The 23,068-nt window shown below is 67.9% G+C and carries 17 protein-coding genes and 2 pseudogenes; 14 read left to right on the top strand and 5 right to left on the bottom strand.

From position 1 onward, the window contains the following. Positions 1–35 precede the first annotated feature (35 nt). Positions 36–1,289: a methyltransferase gene (locus A6A40_RS20335; protein ID WP_108547697.1), complete on the top strand. Its 1,254-nt coding sequence runs from the start codon at positions 36–38 to the stop codon at positions 1,287–1,289. A gap of 9 nt (positions 1,290–1,298) precedes the next feature. On the opposite strand, the gene A6A40_RS20330 is transcribed toward A6A40_RS20335, so the two are convergent. Further along, positions 1,299–2,201 carry a tetratricopeptide repeat protein gene (locus A6A40_RS20330; protein WP_108547696.1) on the bottom strand — a complete coding sequence of 301 codons (903 nt, stop codon included), beginning with the start codon at positions 2,199–2,201 and terminating at the stop codon, positions 1,299–1,301. Between the two features lie 209 nt (positions 2,202–2,410). On the opposite strand from A6A40_RS20330, the gene A6A40_RS20325 reads away from it, so the two are divergent. Together A6A40_RS20325 and A6A40_RS20320 are read left to right on the top strand one after the other, a co-directional pair. Further along, on the top strand, positions 2,411–2,989 hold the full coding sequence (locus tag A6A40_RS20325) for a hypothetical protein (protein ID WP_108547695.1): 579 nt from the start codon (positions 2,411–2,413) through the stop codon (positions 2,987–2,989). A gap of 25 nt (positions 2,990–3,014) precedes the next feature. Continuing rightward, positions 3,015–3,215, top strand: a complete 201-nt coding sequence (locus tag A6A40_RS20320; protein ID WP_108547694.1) for a hypothetical protein — start codon at positions 3,015–3,017, stop codon at positions 3,213–3,215. A gap of 32 nt (positions 3,216–3,247) precedes the next feature. Here the strand turns inward: A6A40_RS20320 and A6A40_RS20315 are convergent, their stop codons facing one another. After that, positions 3,248–3,682: a flagellar basal body rod protein FlgC gene (locus A6A40_RS20315; RefSeq protein WP_108547693.1), complete on the bottom strand. Its 435-nt coding sequence runs from the start codon at positions 3,680–3,682 to the stop codon at positions 3,248–3,250. Between the two features lie 247 nt (positions 3,683–3,929). On the opposite strand from A6A40_RS20315, the gene A6A40_RS20310 reads away from it, so the two are divergent. Next, positions 3,930–4,784 carry a PP2C family protein-serine/threonine phosphatase gene (locus A6A40_RS20310; protein ID WP_236783916.1) on the top strand — a complete coding sequence of 285 codons (855 nt, stop codon included), beginning with the start codon at positions 3,930–3,932 and terminating at the stop codon, positions 4,782–4,784. A gap of 15 nt (positions 4,785–4,799) precedes the next feature. Here A6A40_RS20310 and A6A40_RS20305 read toward each other — a convergent pair whose 3' ends face one another. Next, complete coding sequence (locus A6A40_RS20305) at positions 4,800–6,425, bottom strand: DUF4384 domain-containing protein (protein WP_108547691.1); 1,626 nt, start codon at positions 6,423–6,425, stop codon at positions 4,800–4,802. 227 nt (positions 6,426–6,652) lie between these two features. Here A6A40_RS20305 and A6A40_RS20300 point away from each other — a divergent pair, with 227 nt between their 5' ends. The 6 genes and pseudogenes from A6A40_RS20300 (at position 6,653) to A6A40_RS20285 (ending at position 11,902) form a co-directional block, all read left to right on the top strand. Further along, on the top strand, positions 6,653–8,314 hold the full coding sequence (locus tag A6A40_RS20300; protein ID WP_236783915.1) for an alpha-amylase family glycosyl hydrolase: 1,662 nt from the start codon (positions 6,653–6,655) through the stop codon (positions 8,312–8,314). A gap of 188 nt (positions 8,315–8,502) precedes the next feature. Further along, positions 8,503–8,772 (top strand): annotated as a pseudogene (locus A6A40_RS31565) (ABC transporter substrate-binding protein); the annotation flags it as partial. 1 nt (position 8,773) lies between these two features. Then, a pseudogene (locus A6A40_RS31560) lies at positions 8,774–9,108 on the top strand (ABC transporter substrate-binding protein); the annotation flags it as partial. Between the two features lies 1 nt (position 9,109). Further along, on the top strand, positions 9,110–9,500 hold a 391-nt coding region (locus A6A40_RS31555), incomplete at its 5' end, for a type 2 periplasmic-binding domain-containing protein (RefSeq protein ID WP_472240642.1). Between the two features lie 367 nt (positions 9,501–9,867). Beyond that, positions 9,868–11,469 carry a tyrosinase family protein gene (locus A6A40_RS20290; protein ID WP_108547689.1) on the top strand — a complete coding sequence of 534 codons (1,602 nt, stop codon included), beginning with the start codon at positions 9,868–9,870 and terminating at the stop codon, positions 11,467–11,469. A 19-nt stretch (positions 11,470–11,488) separates the two neighbouring features. Continuing rightward, positions 11,489–11,902, top strand: coding sequence for a hypothetical protein (locus A6A40_RS20285; RefSeq protein WP_236783914.1), 414 nt, complete (start codon positions 11,489–11,491; stop codon positions 11,900–11,902). 8 nt (positions 11,903–11,910) lie between these two features. Here A6A40_RS20285 and A6A40_RS20280 read toward each other — a convergent pair whose 3' ends face one another. Next, a complete protein-coding gene (locus tag A6A40_RS20280; RefSeq protein ID WP_108547688.1) occupies positions 11,911–12,249 on the bottom strand; it encodes a DUF1491 family protein in 339 nt (112 codons plus the stop codon). Positions 12,250–12,343: 94 nt separating this feature from the next. Between A6A40_RS20280 and A6A40_RS20275 the strand changes: the two genes are divergently transcribed. From A6A40_RS20275 to A6A40_RS20260, 4 genes are all read left to right on the top strand, one after another. Beyond that, positions 12,344–13,834, top strand: coding sequence for a tetratricopeptide repeat protein (locus A6A40_RS20275; protein ID WP_108547687.1), 1,491 nt, complete (start codon positions 12,344–12,346; stop codon positions 13,832–13,834). A gap of 229 nt (positions 13,835–14,063) precedes the next feature. Continuing rightward, a complete protein-coding gene (locus A6A40_RS20270; RefSeq protein WP_108547686.1) occupies positions 14,064–16,673 on the top strand; it encodes a flagellar hook-basal body complex protein in 2,610 nt (869 codons plus the stop codon). 128 nt (positions 16,674–16,801) lie between these two features. Further along, complete coding sequence (flgK, locus tag A6A40_RS20265; RefSeq protein WP_108547685.1) at positions 16,802–18,211, top strand: flagellar hook-associated protein FlgK; 1,410 nt, start codon at positions 16,802–16,804, stop codon at positions 18,209–18,211. Beyond that, entirely contained in the window at positions 18,208–20,256 is a 2,049-nt protein-coding gene (locus tag A6A40_RS20260; protein WP_108547684.1) for a hypothetical protein, read from the top strand. Before flgK ends, A6A40_RS20260 begins: the two co-directional genes overlap by 4 nt. 301 nt (positions 20,257–20,557) lie before the next feature. Here A6A40_RS20260 and A6A40_RS20255 read toward each other — a convergent pair whose 3' ends face one another. Further along, on the bottom strand, positions 20,558–23,062 hold the full coding sequence (locus tag A6A40_RS20255; protein WP_236783913.1) for a PAS domain-containing sensor histidine kinase: 2,505 nt from the start codon (positions 23,060–23,062) through the stop codon (positions 20,558–20,560). Between the last annotated feature and the right edge of the window lie 6 nt (positions 23,063–23,068).

Here is a 23,068-nt window from a genome sequence, read left to right as displayed (position 1 = left end):
ATATCGACGATCGATTGATGGCGGGGGAAGACGCAATGGCCGGGTCACGCTTGTCCTTGCGCGGGGGGATGCGGGCGGGCGCCCTGCCGCCGGCGGTCCGGCTGAGCCGGCAGGCCGACGCGCTGGCCGCCGCCGGCGATCCGGCGGGGGCGGAGCCGCTCTACGCCCGCGCGCTGGCCGCCGACCCGACGCTGGCGGGAACCCACAACAACCATGGCAACGCCCTGCGCGCGCTGGGCCGGCTGGACGAGGCCGCCGCCGCCTACCGCGCGGCCATCGCCCAGGGCTTGGACGAGGGGATGGCCCACTACAATCTCGGCTCCGTCCTGCGGCAGGCCGAACGGCGGGTGGAGGCGGAGGACGCGTTCAAGCAGGCGCTGGCCCTGCGGCCGGACCATGCGGAGGCCTGGAACAACCGTGGCAACCTGTGGCGCGACCTCGACCGCTTCGGGGAGGCGGCGGCGGGCTACCGGCGGGCGCTGGCGTTGCGGCCGGATTGGGCCGACGCCCACGACAATTTCGGCGCCGTGCTCTATCTGCTGCATGAGCAGGGCGGTGCGGAGGAGGCGGCGGAGCTTGCCCGACGCTGGCGGCGCGACCACCCCGGCAACCCGCTGGCCCGCCATATCGGCGCCGCCATCGCCGGGGAGGATGCCGACCCGCGCGCGCCTGACGATTATGTGCGCCAGACCTTCGACCTGTTCGCGGAGGAGTTCGACCGCAAGCTGGCGGAGCTGGACTATCGCGCGCCGGCTCTGCTGGCCGGGCTTCTGGCGGGCGAGACTGCGGACGGAAGTCTGGACGTGCTGGATGCCGGTTGCGGCACCGGGCTGTGCGCCGCCTCGCTGCGGCCACGCGCCCGATGGCTGGTCGGTGTCGACCTGTCGGCCGGCATGCTGGAGCGCGCCCGTGCCCGCCGCCTTTACGACGAACTGCAGACTGCCGAGCTGGTCGGCTTCCTCGCCGGTGCGCCGGGCGCCTTCGACCTCGTGGTGGCGGCCGACGTGTTCTGCTATTTCGGCGTGCTGGACGAGGCCTTCGCGGCGGCCCGCGCGGCGTTGCGTCCCGGCGGCCGGCTGGCCTTCACGGTGGAGGAACTGACGGCCGCGGACAGCCGCCCGCACCGCGTCGCCACCCATGGGCGCTATGCCCATGCCGAAGCCTATGTGCGTGGCGCGCTGACGGGGGCGGGACTTGAGGTGCGGCGCTGCGACCATGACCGGCTGCGCTTCGAAAGCGGGGAGCCGGTGATGGGGCTGGTGGTCCTGGCCGAACGGTCCGCCGGGTAAACGCGCCGCTCAGCTCCGCCGGGGCCTGCGGGGAAAGGGGCGCTTGCCGGCCGCCTTGCGCACCGGTGCGGGTTCCGCAGACGGCACCGTCAAGGCGTCGGCATCAGCGGCTCGTCCGAGCGACCGCAGCGCCAGGGCCAGCGTCTCGCGGGCGGCCGGATGGGCGGGATCGATGCGGACGGCATGGTGCAGCGGCGCCAGGGCGGCATCGGGGCGGTTGGTGGCAGCGAGCGCGATCCCCAGGTTCAGCGCCGCCGACAGGAAATCCGGCACCAGCGCCAGGGCGTTGCGGAAGGCGATCACCGAATCCGCCCGCAGACCCGCAGCAAACAGGGCGTTGCCCAGCAGGAAGGCGATGTCTGCGTCCTGCGGGTCGAGGGACGCCGCGCGGATCAGGTCGGCCAGGGCCGGCGTCACCTGTCCCGTCTCCAACCGCAGCCGGCCGCGCGCGTGGAGCAGGGCGACAAGCTTCTCCCGTGCCGGCTCCAGCGCCGGGTCGATCCGCAGGGCGCGTTCAAGCAGGTCCGCCGAGACATCGACGGCGCTGGCGTCGCCCCGGCCATGCCGGGCGAAGGCCCGGTCGGTCCATGCCTCGGCAAAGTCGGGGCGCAGGGCAATCGCGCGGCGATAGCCGGCCTCCGCTTCGTCCAGTCGGTCCAGGCCGCGCAGCAGGTTCGCCCGGTTGGCATGGATGTCCGCCGCCTCCGGCCGCAGGGCGATGGCCTTGCCGATCAGGGTCAGGCCGAAGTCGCCCTGGCCGATCTGCCCGGCCAGGACGCCCAGATAATGCAGCGCGTCGGGCTGTTCCGGCTCTGCATCGAGAATGCGCGTATAGAGCTCCTGCGCTTCGCCGAAACGGCCGGCGAGGTGGAGGTCGAGCGCAAGCGTCAGGGCTTCGAGGATCGTGGCCATGGGCAACGCTTTAGGATGCCGGACGGTATCTCCGCAAGCCCGCGCAAGGGGAGTCAGGGAATCCGGCAGGAATACTCCCGTATCGGGTACTCCTCTTTCGCCACATGGGTTCGTTTCGAAAACCCGAATAAGAGTAAAGAAAGCCTTTACGGCGTAGCAGGATTACGGTAATTTAATGTCCGGTTATCACGGATTTGGGTAAGCCGGTCATGAACGTGGCATCCGCCACATCGACGGTCTCGCGGCCGTTCGCTTTCATGACGCCCCGCGGCAGCGATGCCGTCGATGGTGGGGCAGGCACCCGGACTCCGTCGTCCGCCACCCGTGGGCAAAGCGCCGATACGGGGGAGGCGTCTCCGCTCGTCAACCGTTTCCCGACCATCGCCTTCAGCTATGACACCGATGCGTCACGGCTGGTGATGCTGTACCGCGATCCGGCGAACGGAAAGACCGTCTCGCAGATCCCGACCGAAGCGGCCTTGAAGCAGTACAAGGAAGCCCAGCAGCAGGAAAAGAACTCGGAACGCGCGGCCCTGCTGAAACTGACGGTCGGCGGCGGGCAGGGCGGCGACGGACCGGAGAATGGCCGGGCCGACGGCGCCGGCTCCCCCGCTTCGGCACTTGGAACCGTGGCCAATTCCATCGGTGGCGGCAAGCCTCCCGGTGGCCCGACCGGTTCGGCCGGCGGTGTCGGCTCTTCCGCCGCGACCGCGTCTGTGTCACAGTCTGTATCGGCCACCGCCGTTTCCGCCGGCACTTCCGCCGCGCGGGTGAATGTGGTGATCTGAGAGCGTTCTCTCCAAGGGTTCCGTCATGGGCATGGACATCACCTCCTCGACCGCTGGTGCGGCAATGGCCCTGAAGCAGGCACAGGGGCAGATGGATTTCGGCGTCAAGGCACTGAACCAGAATGCCGAGTTGCAGCAGGCGGCGCTCGCAACGCTCGTAGAGGGCGGATCCGGCGGCGGCAACGTCACGCCGACGCGCGGGCAGAACCTGAACATCACCGTCTGACCGATACGGTCCGACCAGCTGGCATCCAGCCCTCAGACTTTCGAATCCAGCAAGGACGTCAGCATCTCGTCCTGGGTGCGGACCACGGCGATGTTGGCGCCATAGGCCCGGTTGGCCGCGATCTGATTGACGCGCTCCTTTGCCAGATCGACATTCGGCGCTGCGACCATGCCGTCGGCGTTGGCGGCGCTGTCGTCCGGCGCATACTCCTGCAGATAGGCCGGGGTGATCGGCGTGAAGGTTGCCCGCGTGCCGGGGTTGGCATCGGTCTGGGCCACAGCCAGCGGCTGGTAGGCCGCGCGGCGGTCTCCCGCCGATCCAGCTGCCGCCGATCCGGCCGCGGTCGTGGTGTCCGCCGTCGGGACGGCGCCGGTGGAGCGGACGTTTGCCACGTTCGAGGCGGACGCGTCGAGCCGGCGCGTCTGTGCGGTCAAGCCGCTGAGCGCGATGCCGATGCTGCCGACCATGGCGGGTCATCCTCCGTCCTACGGGTATCCACGACCACACTACCACATCCGTCTTCCAAGAACAGTTGGTCAGGATGCACAAGCCGGCCATTCGGCGGCATCGGCTCCGTAGGCGGACTATCTCCCGGCGCAATCGTCCATCACTCGCAATCCCCGCTGTATCTTTTCAAATGCTTGCGCCATTATCGGGCGAACGGTCGAGGCTCCGGTCCCGATGGAGCCGGCCCAAGAAATCGGTCCAGCCTGCATGGATCCAGACGTTCGCGAGACGGGAGCCGCCGCCTGCATGCCCAACACCGCCTTTGTCCTGACCGCCGCCGGACTGACCGATGTCGGGCGCACCCGGACCCGCAACGAGGACGATTTCCACGTCGATGCGATCGGTGAATTCGCGATCGTCTGCGACGGGATGGGCGGTCACGCCGGCGGCGACATCGCCAGCCGCAAGGCGGTTGAGGTGATCTCCGGCTTCCTGAAGGATTACGCGCCGTCGGAGCCGATCACCGTGGTCGACCGCGACGACAGCGACCAGACCCAGACCGACCCGGCGGCGGCGAAGCCGGCGGTGGGGCGCGCGCTGTCGGTCGCGCGGTCGGCCGTGCAGATGGCCAACCGGACGATCCACGAGTTGAACCTTGCCCGCGGTTTTGCCCAGGGACGCGGCATGGGCACGACCGTTGCTGGACTCTGGCGGGTTCCGGGCACGCCCCAGATGGTGACCTTCCATGCCGGCGACAGCCGGGTCTACCGCTTGCGCGATGGGGACCTGCGCACGCTGACCCGCGACCACAGCCTCTATCAGATATGGCTCGACAATGGCGGACGTGGAACGCCGCCCCAGCGGAACATCATCGTCCGGGCGCTCGGCACCGGCGAGGAGGTGGAGCCGGAGGTTGCCGTCCATTCGCTGTTGCCCGACGACGTCGTCATGATCTGTTCCGACGGGTTGAACGGCATGGTCACGGACAGGGCCATCGCCCGCATCCTGACGGAGGAGCGCGATCCCGCCCGTGCCGCCGCCGCCCTGGTCGATGCCGCCAACATGGCCGGCGGGCAGGACAATGTGACGGTGGTGGTCGGGCGCTTCACCGCCGATGCCTGACGCGGACAGGCGCGCTCACGGCCCGGTGGTGATGAAGCGGGCGACGGCCAGCGCAGCCGGCGCGTCGTCCGGCAGCGTCGCCAGCGCTTCCATCAGGGCGTCCAGATAGTCGGCCGCCGCTTCCTGCTCCGGCCGCGGGGTTGGAAACAGCGACTCTGACGTGGCGATGACCAGCAGCAGTTCTGCGCCATAAGGCGGGCCGATGGTCCAGTAACGCCCGCCATCCGCCCGGTCGCCCAGCCGGCGCGTTTCTCCGGCCTCCAGTGCCGTGCCGCTGTCCGACGGGTTGGGCAGCAGGTGGATGACGGTGCCGTCGATGGTGAAGTAATCGGCCTGGATCCGCACCGGACGCGCCGGGCCCCGTATCTCCAGGATCAGCGGGTCTCCTGCGTGCAGTTGCGGTCCGCTTTCCTCCATTGGTGCCGCTGCTGCCGTTGCCAGAGCCGCCGTCAGCGGTTCCGCCAGTCCCCTGTTCGCGTCCAGCGCCGCGGCGATGCCGGTCAGGGGCGCACAGAGCCGGGCATCGGCGGTGGTGAGGTCGAAGCCATGCTCCCAGCCGCCTGCGGCCGCCTCAACCGCTTCGCGCACCGCGGCCTCGGCCCGCTCCCCCGCCGCGGTTCCGGTGACGAGCAGCCGGCCGCCGGTTTCCTCCACCGTCACCAATCCGCAGGGGATCGACCGCAATGCCTGCGCCACCACCTCCACCGGGGGCCGCTCCGGCGTGATCGGCGCTTCGGGCATGGGGGCGGGAGACGGCGGAAACGATGGCACGATCTCCTCGGCGGCTGCGGTTGCCCTGGTCGCGGACGGCGGCGAAGATTGGGGCGGAGATGGGGGCGGTAGCATTGCCGGCCGGTCCATCAGAACCGCGCCGGCCACCAGCCCGGCCGCCAGCGTCAAACCGCCGAACCACAGCGGCCAGCGGCGCGCACGCTTCGGCGTCACCGCCGACACGGGGAGGGGCTTTCCGCTCAGGCCGGTGACCGCAAGCCGAAGCGATGCAGCATCCGGGAAGGCGTCGCGGTCCCGCAACGTCTCCAGCAGCGACGCCACCGCCGGCCGGTCGGCATGGCCGGACAGCAGCCGCTCGACCAACCGGCCGGCAGCGGCAAGATCGTCGCTGCGGCTTGCCTGCACCGCGGTCAGCGCTGTCCGGCCGAACCCGGTGATCATCGCGGCGCCCCCGCTGCTTCGGACGGACTCCACCCTCAGCGCACCATGGACGACCCCGGCCCGGTGTGCAGCGTCCAGCGCGCCGAGCACACGGTCGAGCGTCGCAAGGCCGTCGTCCAGGCTCAGCGCGCCATCTGCCAGCAGGTCGGCCAGGGTCGGCCCGTCTGCCGGCACGGTGGCGACGAAGGCGGTGCCGGCATGCTCGCCGGAGGCCAGGACCGCGGGAATGGCGGGGTGGGACAGCCGGGCGGCGGCGGTGGCGACGCCCCGGAACCGCTCCAGTGCCGCAGCATCGGCACACAGCCGCGCCAGCGGCATGGTCCACAGCGCCACCGCCTGCCCGTTGGCATCGAGGGCGCGGTACAGGCGGGCATCGCCATCCCGGCCGATCAGCTCGCGCAGCCGGAAACGGCCGAGCCGCCGCTCCGCATCGGCCGTCGCTGTCGCCGTCTCGCTGCCGCGTTGCATGTCCGCTCCCATGTAGCAAGCGCTGATATAGCCGCAGTGCGGAGGAACGGCCAAGTCTCCCGGCACCCGGCCGCAAGATCCTGTCCGTCCGGCCGATCTGTGCGAAAGGGCAGGGTCTGTGACCATGATCGACCGGTAACCTTTCATTAGCCATGGCAGGGGAAGCTTGGGTGGTGAACCGGCCGCGCTGCGCCGGGAACGCCAACCCTGGCGCGGAGCCTGCTGCCTTGACCAACTCCATCACCCTGTCCCGGTCGTCCGGCCCGAACGTCTCCTGGCTCAACGGGGCGGCGCTGTACCAGATCTATCCGCTCAGCTTCCGCGACCGCGGCGGCGACGGCTGGGGCGACCTCGACGGCGTGATCGAGGGGCTCGACTATGTGGCGTCGCTGGGGGTGGACGGCGTGTGGATCAGCCCCTTCTACCCGTCGCCGCGGACCGACTTCGGCTATGACGTCGCCGACCACCGGGCGGTCGATCCCCGCATGGGCACCCTCGCCGTCTTCGACCGGCTGATCGAGCGCGCCCATGGGCTGGGGCTGAAGGTGCTGGTCGATCTGGTCTGCGGCCATACCTCCGACGCCCACCCCTGGTTCATCGACAGCCGGCGGTCGCGCGAGGGAGGGAAGGCGGACTGGTATGTCTGGGCCGATGCCAAACCCGACGGCACCGCGCCCAACAATTGGCTGTCGGTGTTCGGCGGCGCGGCCTGGACCTGGGAGCCGCGGCGGCGGCAATACTACCTCCACCATTTCCTATCCAGCCAGCCGGCGCTGAACCTGCACCACGCCGCGGTGATGGACGCGCTGTGCGAGACGGCGGACTTCTGGATGGAGCGCGGCGTCGACGGTTTCCGCATCGATGCCGTCGATTTCTTCGCCCATGACCCGCAGCTTCGCTCCAACCCCGCCGCCCTCTGGCGCGAACCTCTGCCGCCGCTGAAGCCCTTTGCCCTGCAGCAGCATGTCTACGATATGATGAACCCGGCCATCGGCGGCATCCTGGCCCGTCTGCGCGAGACGGTGGAGCGCCATCCCGGCCGGGTCCTGCTGGGCGAACTGTCGAGTCAGCCCGGCGCCGGTCAGCGCATTGCGGCCTATTGTTCGCCGCAGGGGCTTCACGCCGCCTACAGCCTGTCGCTCGCCAAGCAGCCCTTCAGCGCCAAGGGCTTCGCCCAGGCACTGACCGCGCTGCCGCGGCCGGAGGCGATCTGCTGGAGTCTGTCCAACCATGATGTGGAGCGTGCCGCCAGCCGCTGGCTTCCGGCCGGTGCCGACCCGCAATCCTTCAATGCCCTGCTGGCGATGCTGGCCGCAGCGCTGCCCGGCACGGTCTGCCTCTACCAGGGCGAGGAGTTGGGCCTGCCCAACGCTGTGCTGGACCGGCACCAACTGCGCGATCCCTTCGGCATCACCTACTGGCCCGATTTCCAGGGGCGCGACGGTAGCCGCACGCCGATGCCCTGGCGCGCCGACGAACCCAACGCCGCCTTCACGATTGGCGAGCCCTGGCTGCCGGTGCCGGTCTCCCATCTGGAACTGGCGGTCGATCGGCAGGACCGGACCGCCGGCAGCCGGCTGGCGGTGTGGCGTGCCGCACTCTCCCTGCGCCGCAACCTGGAGGCGCTGCGCACCGGCGCGGTGGCTGCGGTGGAGGAGCATGGCGACGTGCTGTCCTTCGAGCGTGTCATGGGGGAGGAGCGTCTGCTCGCCGTCTTCAACATGGCCGACCGTCCGGCAGAGTTCGCGCTGCGCGGGCGCGGCGAGCCGGAAGCCCTGCCTGTGCCGCGTGCACCGGGCGCCCTGCCGCCGGAGCCGACCGCCGACGGCCGGACGCTGGTGATGCCGCCGCTGTCGGTCTTCCTGGGACGCCTGCGGCTGCCATCCTGACCCGGCCGCAAGAGCCGTTCGGGGAGAGGGATGTCGACACCCTCGAAAGGCAGGCATGCACAATTATGCGATGCAGGGCGTTGCTTCGGGTGGTTTGTTACACTCTCGCCTAAGTCACTGTAATTCCCTGATTCATCGCGGGTCATGGATATTGTCAGCGACAGAAATAATCTTGCGGAGTAGCGGGAGTGGAAAGAAGAGCGTTTCTCACCAAGGCCGGCGTCGGTGCCGTTTCGACCGTTGCCGCCTCGACCCTCGCGGCCCCGGCCATCGCCCAGACCCAGCCGGCCATCCAGTGGCGTCTGGCGTCGAGCTTTCCGAAGAGCACCGACATCCTCCTCGGCACGTCCGAACTGATCGCAAGGCGCGTGTCCGAGGCGACCGACGGGAAGTTCCAGATCCGCGTGCATGCCGCCGGTGAGATCGTGCCCGGCCTGCAGGTGCTGGATGCCGTACAGNTGCGACCTTCGCCTTCGACACCGCGATCCCGTTCGGCCCGAATGCCCGCCAGCAGAACGCCTGGTTCCAGTATGGCGGCGGCCAGGAGGTGATGCGCGCCTTCTTTGCCAAGCACGGCATCGTGCAGTTCCCGGCCGGCAACACAGGCGCCCAGATGGGCGGCTGGTATCGCAAGGAAATCAAGTCTCTGGCCGATTTCAACGGCCTGAAGATCCGCATCGCCGGCATCACCGGCCAGATCATGGCCAAGCTGGGCGCCGCCCCGACCCAGATCGCCGGCAGCGACATCTATCCGGCACTGGAAAAAGGCACCATCGACGCCGTCGAGTTCGTCGNCCATCCGGGCTGGTGGGAAGGCGGCCCGCAGGTCTCGCTCTACATCAACCAGAAGGAATGGGACGCGCTGCCCAAATCCTACCAGGCGATCCTGACCGCCGCCTGCGCCGAGGCGAACAGCGCGATGACCGCCCGTTACGATGCGGAGAATGCCCGGGCGCTCAAGCGTCTGGTCGCCAAGGGCGCCCTGCTGCGCCCCTATCCGCGCGACCTGATGGAAGCTGCCCACAAGATCGCCTACGAGCTGTACGACGACATCGCCAAGACCAATCCGGACTTCAAGGCGGTCTACGACAGCTGGAAGCCATTCCTCGACGAGGTGCAGCTGTGGTTCCGCGTGGCGGAACTGCCCTACGACAATTTCGTGCAGTCGGCCAGCCGTTCGAAGTAACAGTCTCTGATTGATTGTTGATAGGGGGCGGATCGGACTTCCGCTCCTTATCCTTTGGCAATGCCCAGGAATACAAGCCTCCACCGCACTCCAGGTTTGGAAAGCCGGCGGGTGCTCATACCACCCGCCGTCCCAGTCGGCGCGGATGGCAGCGGTCAGAGACCGTTTGAAAAAGGTTGGCTCTCCCGGCGTGTCTGAGGGCCGCCCGCCGCCGGTGACATGCGCGGACCGGCCAGAACATGCCCGCGCATGCCCGCCGGCAGCCGAAGAGTCCCAGGTCCGGGCGCTCGGCCGAAAATGCGTGCAAACCGCCAGTTTCCTATACAGGCTTCCATGGTTCTTCTCGTTATAAGGGAGCTTGGCCCAAATGAGTTTCACACGGCGCGATTTCATGGCGTCTGCAACCGCCGTTGCGGGCGCTACCATGTTGCCCTTCGGTCCGGCTCGGGCCGCCACGGCCAAATACATCCGCTACAGCGCGACCAGTGACGAAGGCAAGGCGATGCTCCGCAGCTACGCCATCGCCGTCCGCCGGATGGTCGAGCTTCCGCCGGAACATCCACACAACTGGTTCCGGAATGCCTTCGTCCATTTCATGGACTGCCCGCACGGCAACTGGTGGTTCTACGTCTGGCACCGCGGATATGTCGGCTATTTCGAGGAGACGGTGCGCAAGTACAGCGACAGGCCGGACAGCTTCGCCTTCCCCTATTGGGACTGGACGGTGCTGCCCCAGATTCCCGATGAGATGTTCGACGGGGCGCTGACGCCGGTCAGCGAGAGCTTCCTGCCCTACACCAAGGATCTGAACACCTTCACCGCCTACATCAAGCCGGCGATGAAGACGTATTGGGACACGCTGAACGCCGCCCAGCGCAAGCAGTTGGACATCCGCGGCTACAGCAGCTTCGACAAGCTGTGGGACGATGTCACCGGCTGCAGCCATGGCACTTGCGATCCAGGCAACGAGGCCTTCGCCGCAACGAATCGGGCGCGCTATCTGACCCGCGAGAATCCGAAGCTGGACGACAAGACGGCCAAGGCCTGCTCGCCGCATACGGTACTGACCGGGCTGCTGCCGGTCGATTACTACAATCAGGACGCGACGCGCAGTTTCACCAGTTCCAAGACGGTGTCGCACAACGTCATGCCGGGCAAGGACACCCAGTTCTCGGTCCTCGAAGGCCAGCCGCACAACCTTGTCCACAACTATATCGGCGGCGTCGGCCCATGGGATCCGGGTCCCTACGGCAACATGACTAACTTCCTGTCGCCGGTGGATCCGGTGTTCTTCCTGCACCATGCCAACATGGACCGGCTGTGGGACGTGTGGACGCGCAAGCAGCAGCGGCTGGGCCTGCCGATCCTGCCGACCGACAAGGAGGAGCTGTCGCAGCTGTCGCGCGAGCCCTTCCTGTTCTTCGTCCGCGCCGACGGCAGCTATGTCCTCGACGGCAGGGCCGGAGAGTATCTCAGCACCGAGCGGTTCCAGTACGAGTACCGGCACGGCTTCGGCGACGTGGAAACGGCACAGGTGGCGGCGGCCAAGCCGTCCGCCGCGGTCAAGGGGACGGTGGCGAAGGGCGTCGGCTCCGTCCAGCTGTCGTCCGCGGCCGGTCCGGTGGTGATGGCGGTCAAGGTGACCCGTCCAGCCGGCAAATCGGCGCCGCGGACCTTCGACCTGCTGATCAATGCACCGGCCGGCGTGACGAAGGTGGAGGCCGACAGCCCCTATTATGGCGGCACCGTCGGCTTCTTCGGTCCGGCGATGCACGGCATGGCCGATGACGCGACCTTCACCCTGCCTCTGCCGCAGGCGACGCGCACCGCAGCCCTGGCGGCGAGCCAGTCCGGACCGGCCGCGAACGCCCAGCCGGCGCCGACCACGTTGGAGGTCCGACTTGTCCCCACCCACAGCCCGGCCGCCGCAGCGCCGTCGATCAAGGGGGTTTCGCTCCACCCCCTGTAAGCGGTCGAGAAGCCGCCTGTTGCCGGCCGTCCTGCTCGCGGCGCTGGTCCTTGCCGGCCAGCCCGCGGCTGCGGACCCGGCAGGCGCTCCCGCCCCGCCGGACGGGAGCGGCGAGATGACGCTCGCCCTGCCGCATCCGCTGCGGCAGGGCGAGGCCGTCGTCCTGGCGGTGACCGTCGGCCGGATTTCCCGCGGACAGGCGGTGGAGATCACCACGGCGGACGGCCGCCCCATCGGCACCGCGGCTCCCTTCGGTCCGCAGCGGGGTCAGGGCGCCGGGACCTTCGGCATCCCGGTCCCGGCCGAGGCCCTGCGTGACGGCCGCCTTGCGCTGCGCCTGCGCGTCACCACCGCCCATGGGGCGCCGCCCCGCCCGCCGACGGCGGAGGAAGTGCCGGACCTGCGGCTGTCCATCATCGGCCCACCACCCTGACGACCGGGTCAGCGCACCGGCCCCTCGAACCAGTGTCGGCCCTGGCGGTCCTCGACCTCGACCACCCAGACATCGGGATCGTAGCGGGTCTGGCGGGCTATGTAGGCGTCGGCCTCGGCCTCGGGCACCGGATCGCCGCCGGTGCCGCGCGCCCAGAACAGGCGGTCGCCATCGCCTTCGCGGGTCTGGACCAGCACCGTGAAGCTGCGGTCGAGCCGGTTCAGCTTCAGGATCACCGTTCCGCGGCTGGGATCGCCCTTGCGGACCACGGTCATCGCCACCCCCTGGGCATCGGCGGCGCGGATATGGGCCGAAACCCACAGATGCGTCGGAAGACGGTCGTCCATTCCCGTGTACAGCTCCTGTTTCGAGGCCATGGGCCCAGCGTGGCGGTCACGTCGCCCCTCGCCCTGCCCGGCGAGCCGGTGTAGAGAAGACGCCATGACGACACTCGTGGACGCTCTCAACGCCGCCGTCAACCACCACATGGCCGGTCACGCCGATGCGGCGGCCGACGGTTACGCCCGCGTCCTGGCGGCGGAGCCGGCGCAGCCCGACGCGCTGCACCTCTCCGGCGTGCTGCAGGCGCAGACCGGCGACATCGCCGCCGCCATCCGGTCGATCGGCCGGGCCATCCGCGCCCGTCCGGAAGCGGCTTTTCCCTGGGGTCACCTCGGTGCTTCCCTGCGCGCGGCCGAATTGCCGGACCGGGCCGAGCCTGTGCTGCGGCGGGCCCTGGCGCTCGATCCGGCCAATGGCGACGCGCTGGACGCACAGGGGGCGTCGCTGCACGCACTCGCCCGTTACGCGGAGTCCCGGCGTTGGCTTGACCGTGCGGCCCGGCTGCGGCCCGGACATGCGGAGACGCTGCTCAATCTCGGAACCGTGCTGCGCGACCTGCGCCGCTTCGACGAGGCGGACGCCTGTTTCGATGCCGTGCTGGGCAACACCCCCGCCCGCGCCGACGTCCATCTCGCCCGTGCGGTGGGGCGGCTGGTGCGCGGCGACCTGCGCGCCGGCTGGGAAGGGTTCGAGCAGCGCTGGCACCGCTTTGCCACTCCGCCATGGGACGGACGGCCGCCGGGTGCCGCCACCATCCTTCTGCACATGGACCAGGGGTTCGGCGACGCCATGCAGTTCGTCCGCTATGCGCCGCTGGTCGCGCAGATCGCGGCGGGCGGTGGCGGGCGGGTGGTCCTGGAGACGCACCTGCTGCTCTACCGCCTGTTCAACCGGGCCTTCGGCCAGTCGGTCCAGGTCCTGGTGCGGGGAGAGGAACCGCCGCCGCACGATCTCCATTGTCCGCTGATGAGCCTGCCCCGCGCCTTCGGCACCGATCTGGCCAGCATTCCCGCCGCCACCCCCTATCTCGCTCCGGACCCCGCCGACATTTCCCGCTGGCGCGACCGGTTGGCGGAGCAGGGCGGGGACGGCGATGGGAACGGCGCGGCGGGCCTGCGTGTTGGACTGGTCTGGGCCGGCAACCCGCGCCACCGCAACGACCGCAACCGGTCGATTCCGGTCGCGGTCCTGCGCCCGCTGCTGGCGGTTCCGGGGGTGCGCTTCGTCAGTCTGCAGACGGGCGACGCTCGCGCCGACCTGCACCGTCTCCCCGGCGAGGGGGTGCAGGACGTGGTGGAACGGGTCCGCGACTTCGCCGACACCGCCGCCATCCTCGCCAACATCGACCTGCTCATCACCGTCGACACCGCCATGGTCCATCTGGCCGGGGCGATGGGCGTACCCTCCTGGCTCCTGCTTCCCCATGTGCCGGACTGGCGCTGGCTGCTCGACCGGGCCGACAGCCCCTGGTATCCGTCGCTCCGGCTGTTCCGCCAGCCGCGGCCCGGCGACTGGAGCACGGTGGTCGGCACCGCCGCCGCGGTGCTGAAGGCGCAGGCCCTGCGTGCCGCCAGGGCGGCAGCACGATAAGCCCCGAAGGCTGAAGGCAGGCGGCACCGTCGGCGGGAGCTTTCTGCCCGCCCGGCTCCGCCGGCACTAGGCGAAACTTTCCCACCTCCCGGCAAATTCGGGCGCCGTCGCACTGTTCATACAGAGGAACAAGCAAATTCAATAGGTTGCTGGAGGGGCGGCAGTTGGCACTCCGCTTGCTAGATAGGGCGCAGAAGACCTTTGCCCTATTCTTTCGGAGACCCCGGCCATGAGCATCTTCGGTTCGATGACAACCGCCGTTCTCGGCCTGAATGCCCAATCGAAGGCGCTCGGACATATCTCGGACAACATCGCGAACAGCTCGACCATCGGCTACAAGCGCGTCGATTCGGCCTTCGAGACGATGGTCCTGCAGTCCAGCCAGCGTCTGCACGAGCCGGGCGGGGTCACGGCGCAGCCGGTCTTCATGAACAACATCCAGGGCAGCCTGACCCAGGTGCAGAGCCCGACCAACATCGCCATCCAGGGCCAGGGCTTCTTCAGCGTCACCAAGGTGGCGACCCAGGGATCGAGCACGCTGGTGCAGACCCAGACGGGCACGGTCAATTCCTCAGCCGCCTTCTACACCCGCGCCGGCGACTTCGAACTGGACAAGAGCCGCTATCTGGTCAACAGCGCCGGCTACGCCCTGAACGGCTGGGTGGTCGATCCGGTGACAGGCGTCCTGCAGAAGGACCAGGTTGCGCCGATCCAGGTGAACAGCCTGATCGACAAGCCGGTGGCGACCAGCACCATCGACCTGTCCGCCAACCTGCCGGCGACGCCGAAGGCGGGCGAAAAGGTGCCCGACAGCAGCATCCAGATCTTCGACAGCCAGGGCAACCCGCGCACCGTCAACTTCAAGTGGCGGCAGCAGGCGGACAGCAGCTGGCGCATGGTCCTTGATGCGCCGGGCTCCAACACCAAGCCGGTCGACGGCACTTTCAGCGGCAATCCGGCCACCGTGACCTTCGGCCAGAACATCGCCGGCCAGACGGCGGTGGCGCAGGTGAACGTCATCACCATCTCCGGCAACAACACCAATGGCCAGGACAACCTGCGCATCGGCGACGTCTATTCGGTGAAGGTCAACGGCACCAACTACAGCCTGAAGATCACCGCCGACAACATCGGCTCGATCCGCACCTATTCGGGTCTGGCCGGCGCGCTGGCCAACCAGATCAACTCCGCCTCCCCGGCGGCGTCGGTGCTCGCCACCTCGTCGGGCCAGACGATCCGCGTGACCGCCCGTGACGCCGGAACGCCGTTCAAGCTGAACACGGAGGTGACGTCCGGCACCAACACGGTCAACACCATTGTCGCCCAGACTTCGACGGCGGCAACGGCCAGCGCCGGCGAGATCGACAAGTTCCAGTTCCCGCAGACACAGGTCGAGATCGGCGACTCCTTCACCATCGACGTGAACGGCACCCCGATCAGCTACACGGTGACCGCCGCCACCTATCAGAGCTACTCGACGGTGAGCGACGTCGTTGCGCAGCTCGCCGGCAGAATCAACCAGCAGCTCGGAACCACCGTCACCGCCTCGTCCGCCGGCAACATCCTGTCGATCCAGTCCAACACGGCGAACACCAACGTCACCAGCTCCGCAACCGTCACCAATTCCGCGACCGCGGTCAACACGATGAGCTCGCTGCCGTCGGTCGCCAGCGTGGCCGGCGTGCGTCAGAGCCGCACGGTGACGCTGACCGGCACGCCGGGCGACATCGGCACGCAATACACGCTGAGCATCAACGGCACGGCGGTGACCTACAGCACCACCGGCGAAGAAATGACGATGGAGGACATCACCGCGGCGCTGGCGAACAAGATCAACTCCAACACCTCGCTGCCGGTGACCGCCAGTGCCCAGGGCGGCGTCATCACCGTCACCGCCAAGACCGCGGCCAGCCCGACCGGCACCAACACGATGACCGGCACCGGCACGGTCACGCTGAACGGGTCCACCGTCGACATCGGCGACACCTACAACATCACCGTCGGCGCGACGACCTATCCGTTGACGATCACCACCGCCAACTACGGCCTGTACGACACGCCGGCCAAGGTCATGCAGTATTTCGCCTCCGTCGTTCCGGGTGCGACCGCGAGCGGCAACACGCTGACCGCGGCCGGTGCGAGCGGTGCCGTGACCGACGCCGCCCCCGCCCAGTTCACCCTGGACCAGAGCGCGGTCGCCGGCCAGACGCCGGCCCATATCGGCCTGACCTTCGGCAAGACCCCGGAGACGGTCGGCACGCTGACCAACATCTCCACCGCGCTGGTCGGCACCGGCACCGCGGTCAGCTCCGCCAACCAGTCCTCCGGCGCCGACGCCACGGTCACCTTCACGGTCGATTACGGCTTCGGCCCGCAGCAGGTCACGCTGAACCTCGGGAAGTACCAGAAGCCGGGCGGTCTGACCCAATATGCCGGCGAGGAGATCAACGTCACCCAGCTGGTCCAGAACGGCGCGCCGCGCGGACAGTTCAAGGATGTGGTCTTCGGCGACAACGGCGCCGTCATGGTCAACTACGACAACGGCCGCTCGAAGATGATCGCGAAGGTGCCGATCATCACCTTCAACAACCCCAACGCCCTGCAGCGCGAATCCGGCGGCGTCTTCGTCGAGAGCGAGGAGGCCGGCAAGCCGAACTTCAACGATCCGGAGACGAACGGCGCCGGTGCGGTGGTGGCGAACAGCGTGGAAAGCTCCAACGTCGACATCGCCGACGAGTTCACCAAGATGATCGTCACCCAGCGCAGCTATTCCGCCAACGCGAAGATCGTCACCACGTCGGACGAAATGCTTCAGGAAGTTCTGGGGCTGAAGCGCTAAGCCGCGGCCCTGATCTCCCGGGTTTCTGATCGCCTGGGTTCCATCGCCCGTTTCCCTGATCGCCTGAGGGGGGCGGCAGCCATTCCGGCACCGCCCCGATCCTCCCGATCCGCGAAAGGTTTCCTGCCATGTCCCTCTTCGCAGCCTTGAACAGCGCCACAGCCGGGCTGCGCACCGTCCAGACCAACGTCAAGCTGGTTTCGGACAACATCGCGCAGGCCAACGACCCGAACCGCACGCGCCACACCGCCCAGCAGACGGTGGACGCCAGCGGTCAGGTCATCAGCACGACCTATCGGCGGGAAGTCGACAAGGCGCTGATGGCGCAGGTGATGGACCTGACCGCCCGCGACGGCGGATCGCAGGCGACGGCGACCTACATGAAGCAGTTGGGCGACCTGATGCGGACGTCGAACGGCACGCCGCTGCTGAACGACTATGCCAGCAAGTTCCAGGCGGCAGTGAAGACGCTCGCCACCTCGCCGGAGGACGAAACCGCGCAGTACCAGCTGGTCCAGGCCGCCGATAATTTCTCGCGCGAGATCCGCCGCGTCTCCGAAGGGGTGGAGCAGCTCGACCGCGACATGAAGACGGACATCACCAAGTCGGTCGACAAGGTCAACGACCTGCTGAAGCAGATCAACACGATCAACAACGACACGGTGTCGCTGCTGGGCCAGGGGTCGGCCGCCAACGCGGTGGCCGACAAGCGCGACGGCCTGATCCGCGAGTTGAGCTCCTACATGCCCGTGCGCACTGTGGAGCGGCCGGACGGGCGTCTGGCGATCTTCACCCCGTCGGGTCTGGCCCTGGTCGATGCACAGCCGGCAAATCTTTCCTATGACGGCGGCAACATCAACCTACAGGTCGGCAATCAAGTCACCTCGATCAACAATCACCTGACCACCGGCAAACTCGGCTCGCTGATCCAGATGCGCAAGGACGGTTCGACCACCGAACCGCCGACGCCGGCCAGCGGCGATCCGGCGACGGAGGTGATCCGCAAGCTGCGCTCCCAGCTGGACGAGTTTGCCAAGGCCTTCACCGGCCCCACCCGTCCCGGCGAGCCGACCAGCTTCGCCGACGCCTACGACGAGTCCTCCCCGGCCGCGGACGGCGAGCAGACCAACCAGTTCTTCACCGGGAACGACCGTTTCACCATCGCCGTGAACACCAAGCTGCTGGACAACACCGCCAAAGTGAAGCGGGCGGCCATCGACGGCATGGTCACGGCCATCAATGCGTCCGGCCGCAATTTCAGCGCCGACGGCCTGCAAATGAAGGACACCAGCTACAGCGCCATGGGCAGTGCCATCACCGGCACCTGGATGGCCGCGGCCAAGACTGCCAACACCGCCAGCGAGTCCAACAAGGCCTCGATGCAGCTGCTGACCGAACGCTACCAGTCGCAGACCGGGGTCAACATCGACGAGGAAATCGCCCAGCTGCAGCAGCTCCAGACCTCCTACCAGGCTTCGGCACGGGTTATGCAAGTGGCCAATGCAATGTTTGATGCATTACAGGCGGTGGTCCGATGAGCTCGATAACGGGAGTCAGCAGCTACTCGAACTATCTGAGCCTTGTCCGGAACCTGTCCGGCGGCCAGAACGACATCAACCGGCTGTCCGAACAGCTGACCACCGGCAAGAAGTCGGTCGATCTCAACGCCTATGGGCCGGAGGTTCAGAAGCTGCTGGACCTGCGGGCGGAGATGGCGACAAAGACCAACTACATCCAGAGCATCGACACCGCAGCCCCGCGCGTCAAGGCGACGGACACGGTGCTGACGTCGCTGGAGAAGACGCTGTCGAGCTGGACCTCCAGCACGACCTTTCCCTTCCAGCCCGGCCCGGCCAGCGTCACCTCGCCGACCAACACCAATCCCGACGGGATGAAGGTGACGATCGACAGCGCCAAGTCGAAGCTGACGGTGGGCGCGAAATACACGGTCACCGCCGTGCCGTCGCAGCAGGGCGGAAACGGCACCTTCGACGTGACGGTGACGGACGGGCTGGGCGGCAAGACCACCCGCGCCATCAACCTGGGCACCACCCCGCCCAACGACGGCAAGGGCTACAACTTCAACATCTCCGGCGGCCCGGGCGAGGGCGCCATGCTGAACCTCACCTTCGACACGCTGAAGGCATCGTCCAGCAGCAGCTTCACCGTCTCCTTCCCGCAGGCGGATCAGGTGAAGGACCGTGCGGAAGGCGCCATGCGCGACATCCAGGCGCTGCTGAACCAGCGCTTCGGCGACCGCTACCTGTTCGCCGGCTCGCGCTATGACACGGAGCCGGTCACCGACCTGCTGGCGACCAAGCAGACCAGCAAGATCACCCTGAACGGCGCCGTGGTGAACGCCGACGATTACTTTGAGGTGACGGTCAGCGGCAAGACCTTCGGCTATCAGGTCCAGGCGGCCGATCCGAAATCTCTGACTTTCGTCGCGCAGACCCTGACGTCGCAGATCAACGCCGCCAATCCCGCGCTGCCGATGACGGTTTCGACCTCCAACGGCATCATCACGCTGGTCGGCCAGGATCCGGGCCAGAAGTTCGACCTGTCGGCGCGCGTGGTGAACTCCGCCACGGTGGTGAACACCGCCACCTCACCGACGACCACCCAGGCGCCGACGGCCGGCCTGCCGCAGATCGACCGCTTCACCTTGAACGGCGCCGCGGTGGACATCGGCGACACCTTCGAGTTCACGGTCGCGGTCGGCGATCCCGACGATCCGTACAATCAGAACTATTATACCCGGAACCCGACCGCGCCGCACGACCTGCCGCCCTACCAGACCTACACTGTGCGTTACACCGTCAGCGACACCGACTACGCGGCCGGCGTCAACAACGTGGGACAGGTCGCCGACAGGCTGCGCCAACAGTTCGCAACGCTGAACCCCGCGCCGCCTGTCACCATCGACGCGGTGGGCAGCGGCCCCGGCATTTCGCTGACCAGCACGGCCAACGCCGACCCCAACCATCCCAACAGAACATCGCTGTTCACCACCTCCGCCAAGGTGACGAACGGGTCGCTGGAGAACACCATCACGGTCGGAACCCTGCCGCCGGAGCAGGACAGCCTGGTCAATGTCCCCTATGCCGATCCGCCCGACCTGCCCTTCTACGACACAGAATACCTTACCAAGGGCAAGAATGCCGAGGCATACCGCAAGTCGCAGGTGACCATCGACGACAACCTGAACATCGCCTACGGGGTCAGCGCCGACGACAAGGCGTTCCAGACCCTGGTGAAGGCGATGCAGATGGTCCGCACCGCGGCGGCGAACCCCGGAAAATGGACCGAATACAGCACCCAGGCACGCGAGATGCTGACCCAGGCTACCGATCAGATCCGGTCGATCCATGCCAAGGTCGCGTCCGACAGCGCGACGCTGGAGACCATCAAGACCTCGCACACCCAGTCCGTCGCCGCCTTGACCGAGCGCATCGCCAAGATCGAGGGCATCGACGAGAACGAGGTCGCAGCGCGGTTGAGCAGTGCGATGAACGTTCAGCAGGCGACCTACGCCGTCGCCGGCCAGACAAAGAAGCTGTCGCTGCTGAACTATCTGGCGTAATGCCGCATCGGATCCGGCAGTGGCCGGGACGCTCCCGGAACCCGATTGCGCTTCGATCAGGGCGAAACCTGCATTGATCTTGCCCCGGTCGGGTGGACACGGATTCACGCAGATCTTAGCTCGGCCTGTCCGGGGGTGATGTATCCGATGGCTGAATGGGTGTGTTGGCGATTGTAGCAGGTTTCTCCACCCGGAGCTTAACTGAGGTGTCCACCCAACCGGGGCAAGATCACGTCGCCAATGAGCCGCAGTTCTGGATCCATGCCTGATCCCAACACCACAAAGTTGGCCAAAGTCCGGCTCAGGCCGCGGCGATGACACGGGGGAAATGCAGGATGAAGCGGGTGCCCTGGCCGGGGCGGCTTTCCACCCCGATGGTGCCATGCAGGCGGCCGGTCACCAGATTGTAGACGATGTGCAGCCCAAGCCCGCTGCCACCGCTGCCGCGACGGGTTGTGAAGAAGGGATCGAAGATCTTCGGCAGAACCTCCGGCGCGATCCCGTTGCCGTCGTCGGCCACCGACAGCTCCACCATGTCACCGGCAAAAGGACGGGCGGATATCGCGATGCGGCCGGGCTGTTCCGGGTCGAGCGCATGGATCAGGGCATTCATGATCAGGTTGGTCAGAATCTGCGACAGGGCTCCCGGATAGCCGTCCAGTTCCAGGTCTCCCGGACAGTCGATCGAAATCGTCAGCGCCGCCCGCGCCTTGTAGGTCGGATGCAGGCTGCGCAAAAGCTCGTCGATGTAGTCCCGCAGCAGGAAGGCGCGGCGTTCGTCGCTGGACTGGTCGACAGCAACCAGCTTGAAGCTCTGCACCAGATTGGCGGCGCGGGTGCTGTTGGACAGGATCAGGTTGGCCATCTCCATGCCGTCGCTGAGGAAACGCTGGAAGTCCGACTTCTTCAGCGCGCCGGCGGCATGCCGCTCCGACAATTCCTCGATCAGCGTCTGCAGCTGGGAGGCGCCGGTGATCGTGATGCCGATGGGGGTGTTCACCTCATGCGCCACACCGGCGACCAGCTGGCCCAGAGAGGCCATCTTTTCCGCCTGGATCAGGCTGGTCTGGGTCGCCTTCAACTCGCAGAGCGCCCGCTCGGCGGCATCGCGCGACTGGCGCAGCGCATTTTCCGCCTCAACCTCGCGGGTGACGTCGACCACCACCGCCTGGATCGCCGGACCGTCCATCCAGTCGACCCGCCGGCCGGTCAACTCCACCCACAGGCGGCCGCCGTCAGGGCGGCAGGCGCGGATGCGGCGGCGCGGCGTCGACCCGCCGTCCAGCAGCCGGTCGTAATTGTCGATCAGACCGTTGCGTTCGTCCACCGGCACCAGCGACAGCAGGGACGGCAGCGCCATCACCTCGGCCACCGTCAGACCCAGCATGGCGGCGAAGCTGTCGTTGGCATAGAGCGGGTGGAAGTCGCGGTGGATGATGATGCCCTGGATCGATCCTTCGACCAGATCGCGGAACCGCCGCTCGTTGTCGGCCAGCGCCCGCTGGCGCCGGTCGATCTCTTCGATGAAATAGCGGATCGAGGCGCCGATGTCGGTGATCTCGTCGTCGCCATCCACCGGAACCGGTACGGCAGCCTTCGTTGCCGGTCCTGCAGGCGCACCACCGTCGGCCCGCTGCCGGCCGGCGTCTCCGTGGCTCGCCGACAGCCGGGCCAGCACCGCCCGGTTCATCGCCACCAGCCGCGAGGACAGGAAGCGCCGGAAGATGAAATAGACGCAGACCGCCAGGATGATCGACGCGCCTGCCAGCATCATCACGGTGCGCGACCGCTCGGCGATCAATTCGGCCAGGGCGTCGGTTCGCTGGGCCGACTGGTCGCGGATCGAATCGTAAAGCGTCCGGGTCGACCGTTCGACCGTCTCCACCAGCACGCGGGCCTGTCCGGTCAGGGCCTGGGCGCGGTTGCGCGCCTGCAGCCGGTCGATGGCGCTGTGGAACAGCCCGCCCGGCGCGATCAGCAGCGAGAACAGCTCCTCCTGCACGGTGGCCATCATCTGGCCGGTCGTGTCCGGCGCATCGGCGGGCAGGCGCGCCAGATCGGCCAGCGTGCGTTCGGCCGCCCGCGCTTCGCCCTTCAGGCGGCTGAGATGGTCCAGTTGGGTGGCGCCCGCCGCCCGCGCCATCAGCGCGCCGATGCGGACGGCCCAGGCGCCGGTATCGGGCATGCTTTCCATGGAGGCGGCCAGCCGGCTCAACCCCCGCGTCGCCTCGGCCTGGCGGTCGCCATAGTCGATCTGGCGCGTGACCTCGGCATTCAGGTCGGCGACGGTGGCGGCCAGGATCAGCAGGGTGGACCGGGTCTGTTCCAGCAGGCGGACATTGCCGTCGCGCTCGCCGTCCTCATTGCCGCTCTCCTTCATCAGTCCGCGCATGCGGGCGACGAGGAGCTGCATGGAGTCCAGCTCCGTCACCAACCCGTCATAGATGGAGCGGCGCTGCGGGGTCGAGGTGGCGGCGGCAAGCTGTGGCAGCTGCGCCACCAGCTTCTGCAGGGAGCCGTGCAGATCGGCGCTGGCGATGACCTCCGGCAGGGTGGTGGTCGACAAAGCCGTCACCTCCGCCCGGAACAGCCGGAAGGAGGACATCGAAACGCCGCCGATCAGCACCACCAGCAGGGCCATCACCGAGAGCCCCAGCGTGATGCGCACGGCGATGCCGAAACGCCGCGGCTGGTTCGACGGCGGAATCTGCGGCGCCGGCAGCACCTGCGGCTGGGGCCCGGCGGTGGTCCCCGGTTGGGGCAATGTGCCGGACCGCGGCGGGCTCTCGGCGATCGAGGATGCCATGCCGTC

It is taken from the genome of Azospirillum humicireducens (assembly GCF_001639105.2).
GTDB classification, from domain to species: Bacteria; Pseudomonadota; Alphaproteobacteria; order Azospirillales; family Azospirillaceae; genus Azospirillum; species Azospirillum humicireducens.
The sequence above is the reverse complement of the archived record's forward strand: the minus strand, read 5'-3'. Positions and strand labels throughout refer to the sequence as shown.

Excerpts from the sequence above, each read along its gene's own strand:
- A6A40_RS20335 (WP_108547697.1), top strand. The coding sequence starts at position 36 with ATGGCCGGGTCACGCTTGTCCTTGCGCGGGGGGATGCGGGCGGGCGCC.
- A6A40_RS20330 (WP_108547696.1), bottom strand. The coding sequence starts at position 2,201 with ATGGCCACGATCCTCGAAGCCCTGACGCTTGCGCTCGACCTCCACCTC.
- A6A40_RS20325 (WP_108547695.1), top strand. The coding sequence starts at position 2,411 with ATGAACGTGGCATCCGCCACATCGACGGTCTCGCGGCCGTTCGCTTTC.
- A6A40_RS20320 (WP_108547694.1), top strand. The coding sequence starts at position 3,015 with ATGGGCATGGACATCACCTCCTCGACCGCTGGTGCGGCAATGGCCCTG.
- A6A40_RS20315 (WP_108547693.1), bottom strand. The coding sequence starts at position 3,682 with ATGGTCGGCAGCATCGGCATCGCGCTCAGCGGCTTGACCGCACAGACG.
- A6A40_RS20310 (WP_236783916.1), top strand. The coding sequence starts at position 3,930 with ATGGATCCAGACGTTCGCGAGACGGGAGCCGCCGCCTGCATGCCCAAC.
- A6A40_RS20305 (WP_108547691.1), bottom strand. The coding sequence starts at position 6,425 with ATGCAACGCGGCAGCGAGACGGCGACAGCGACGGCCGATGCGGAGCGG.
- A6A40_RS20290 (WP_108547689.1), top strand. The coding sequence starts at position 9,868 with ATGAGTTTCACACGGCGCGATTTCATGGCGTCTGCAACCGCCGTTGCG.
- A6A40_RS20280 (WP_108547688.1), bottom strand. The coding sequence starts at position 12,249 with ATGGACGACCGTCTTCCGACGCATCTGTGGGTTTCGGCCCATATCCGC.
- A6A40_RS20275 (WP_108547687.1), top strand. The coding sequence starts at position 12,344 with ATGACGACACTCGTGGACGCTCTCAACGCCGCCGTCAACCACCACATG.
- A6A40_RS20270 (WP_108547686.1), top strand. The coding sequence starts at position 14,064 with ATGAGCATCTTCGGTTCGATGACAACCGCCGTTCTCGGCCTGAATGCC.
- flgK (WP_108547685.1), top strand. The coding sequence starts at position 16,802 with ATGTCCCTCTTCGCAGCCTTGAACAGCGCCACAGCCGGGCTGCGCACC.
- A6A40_RS20260 (WP_108547684.1), top strand. The coding sequence starts at position 18,208 with ATGAGCTCGATAACGGGAGTCAGCAGCTACTCGAACTATCTGAGCCTT.
- A6A40_RS20255 (WP_236783913.1), bottom strand. The coding sequence starts at position 23,062 with ATGGCATCCTCGATCGCCGAGAGCCCGCCGCGGTCCGGCACATTGCCC.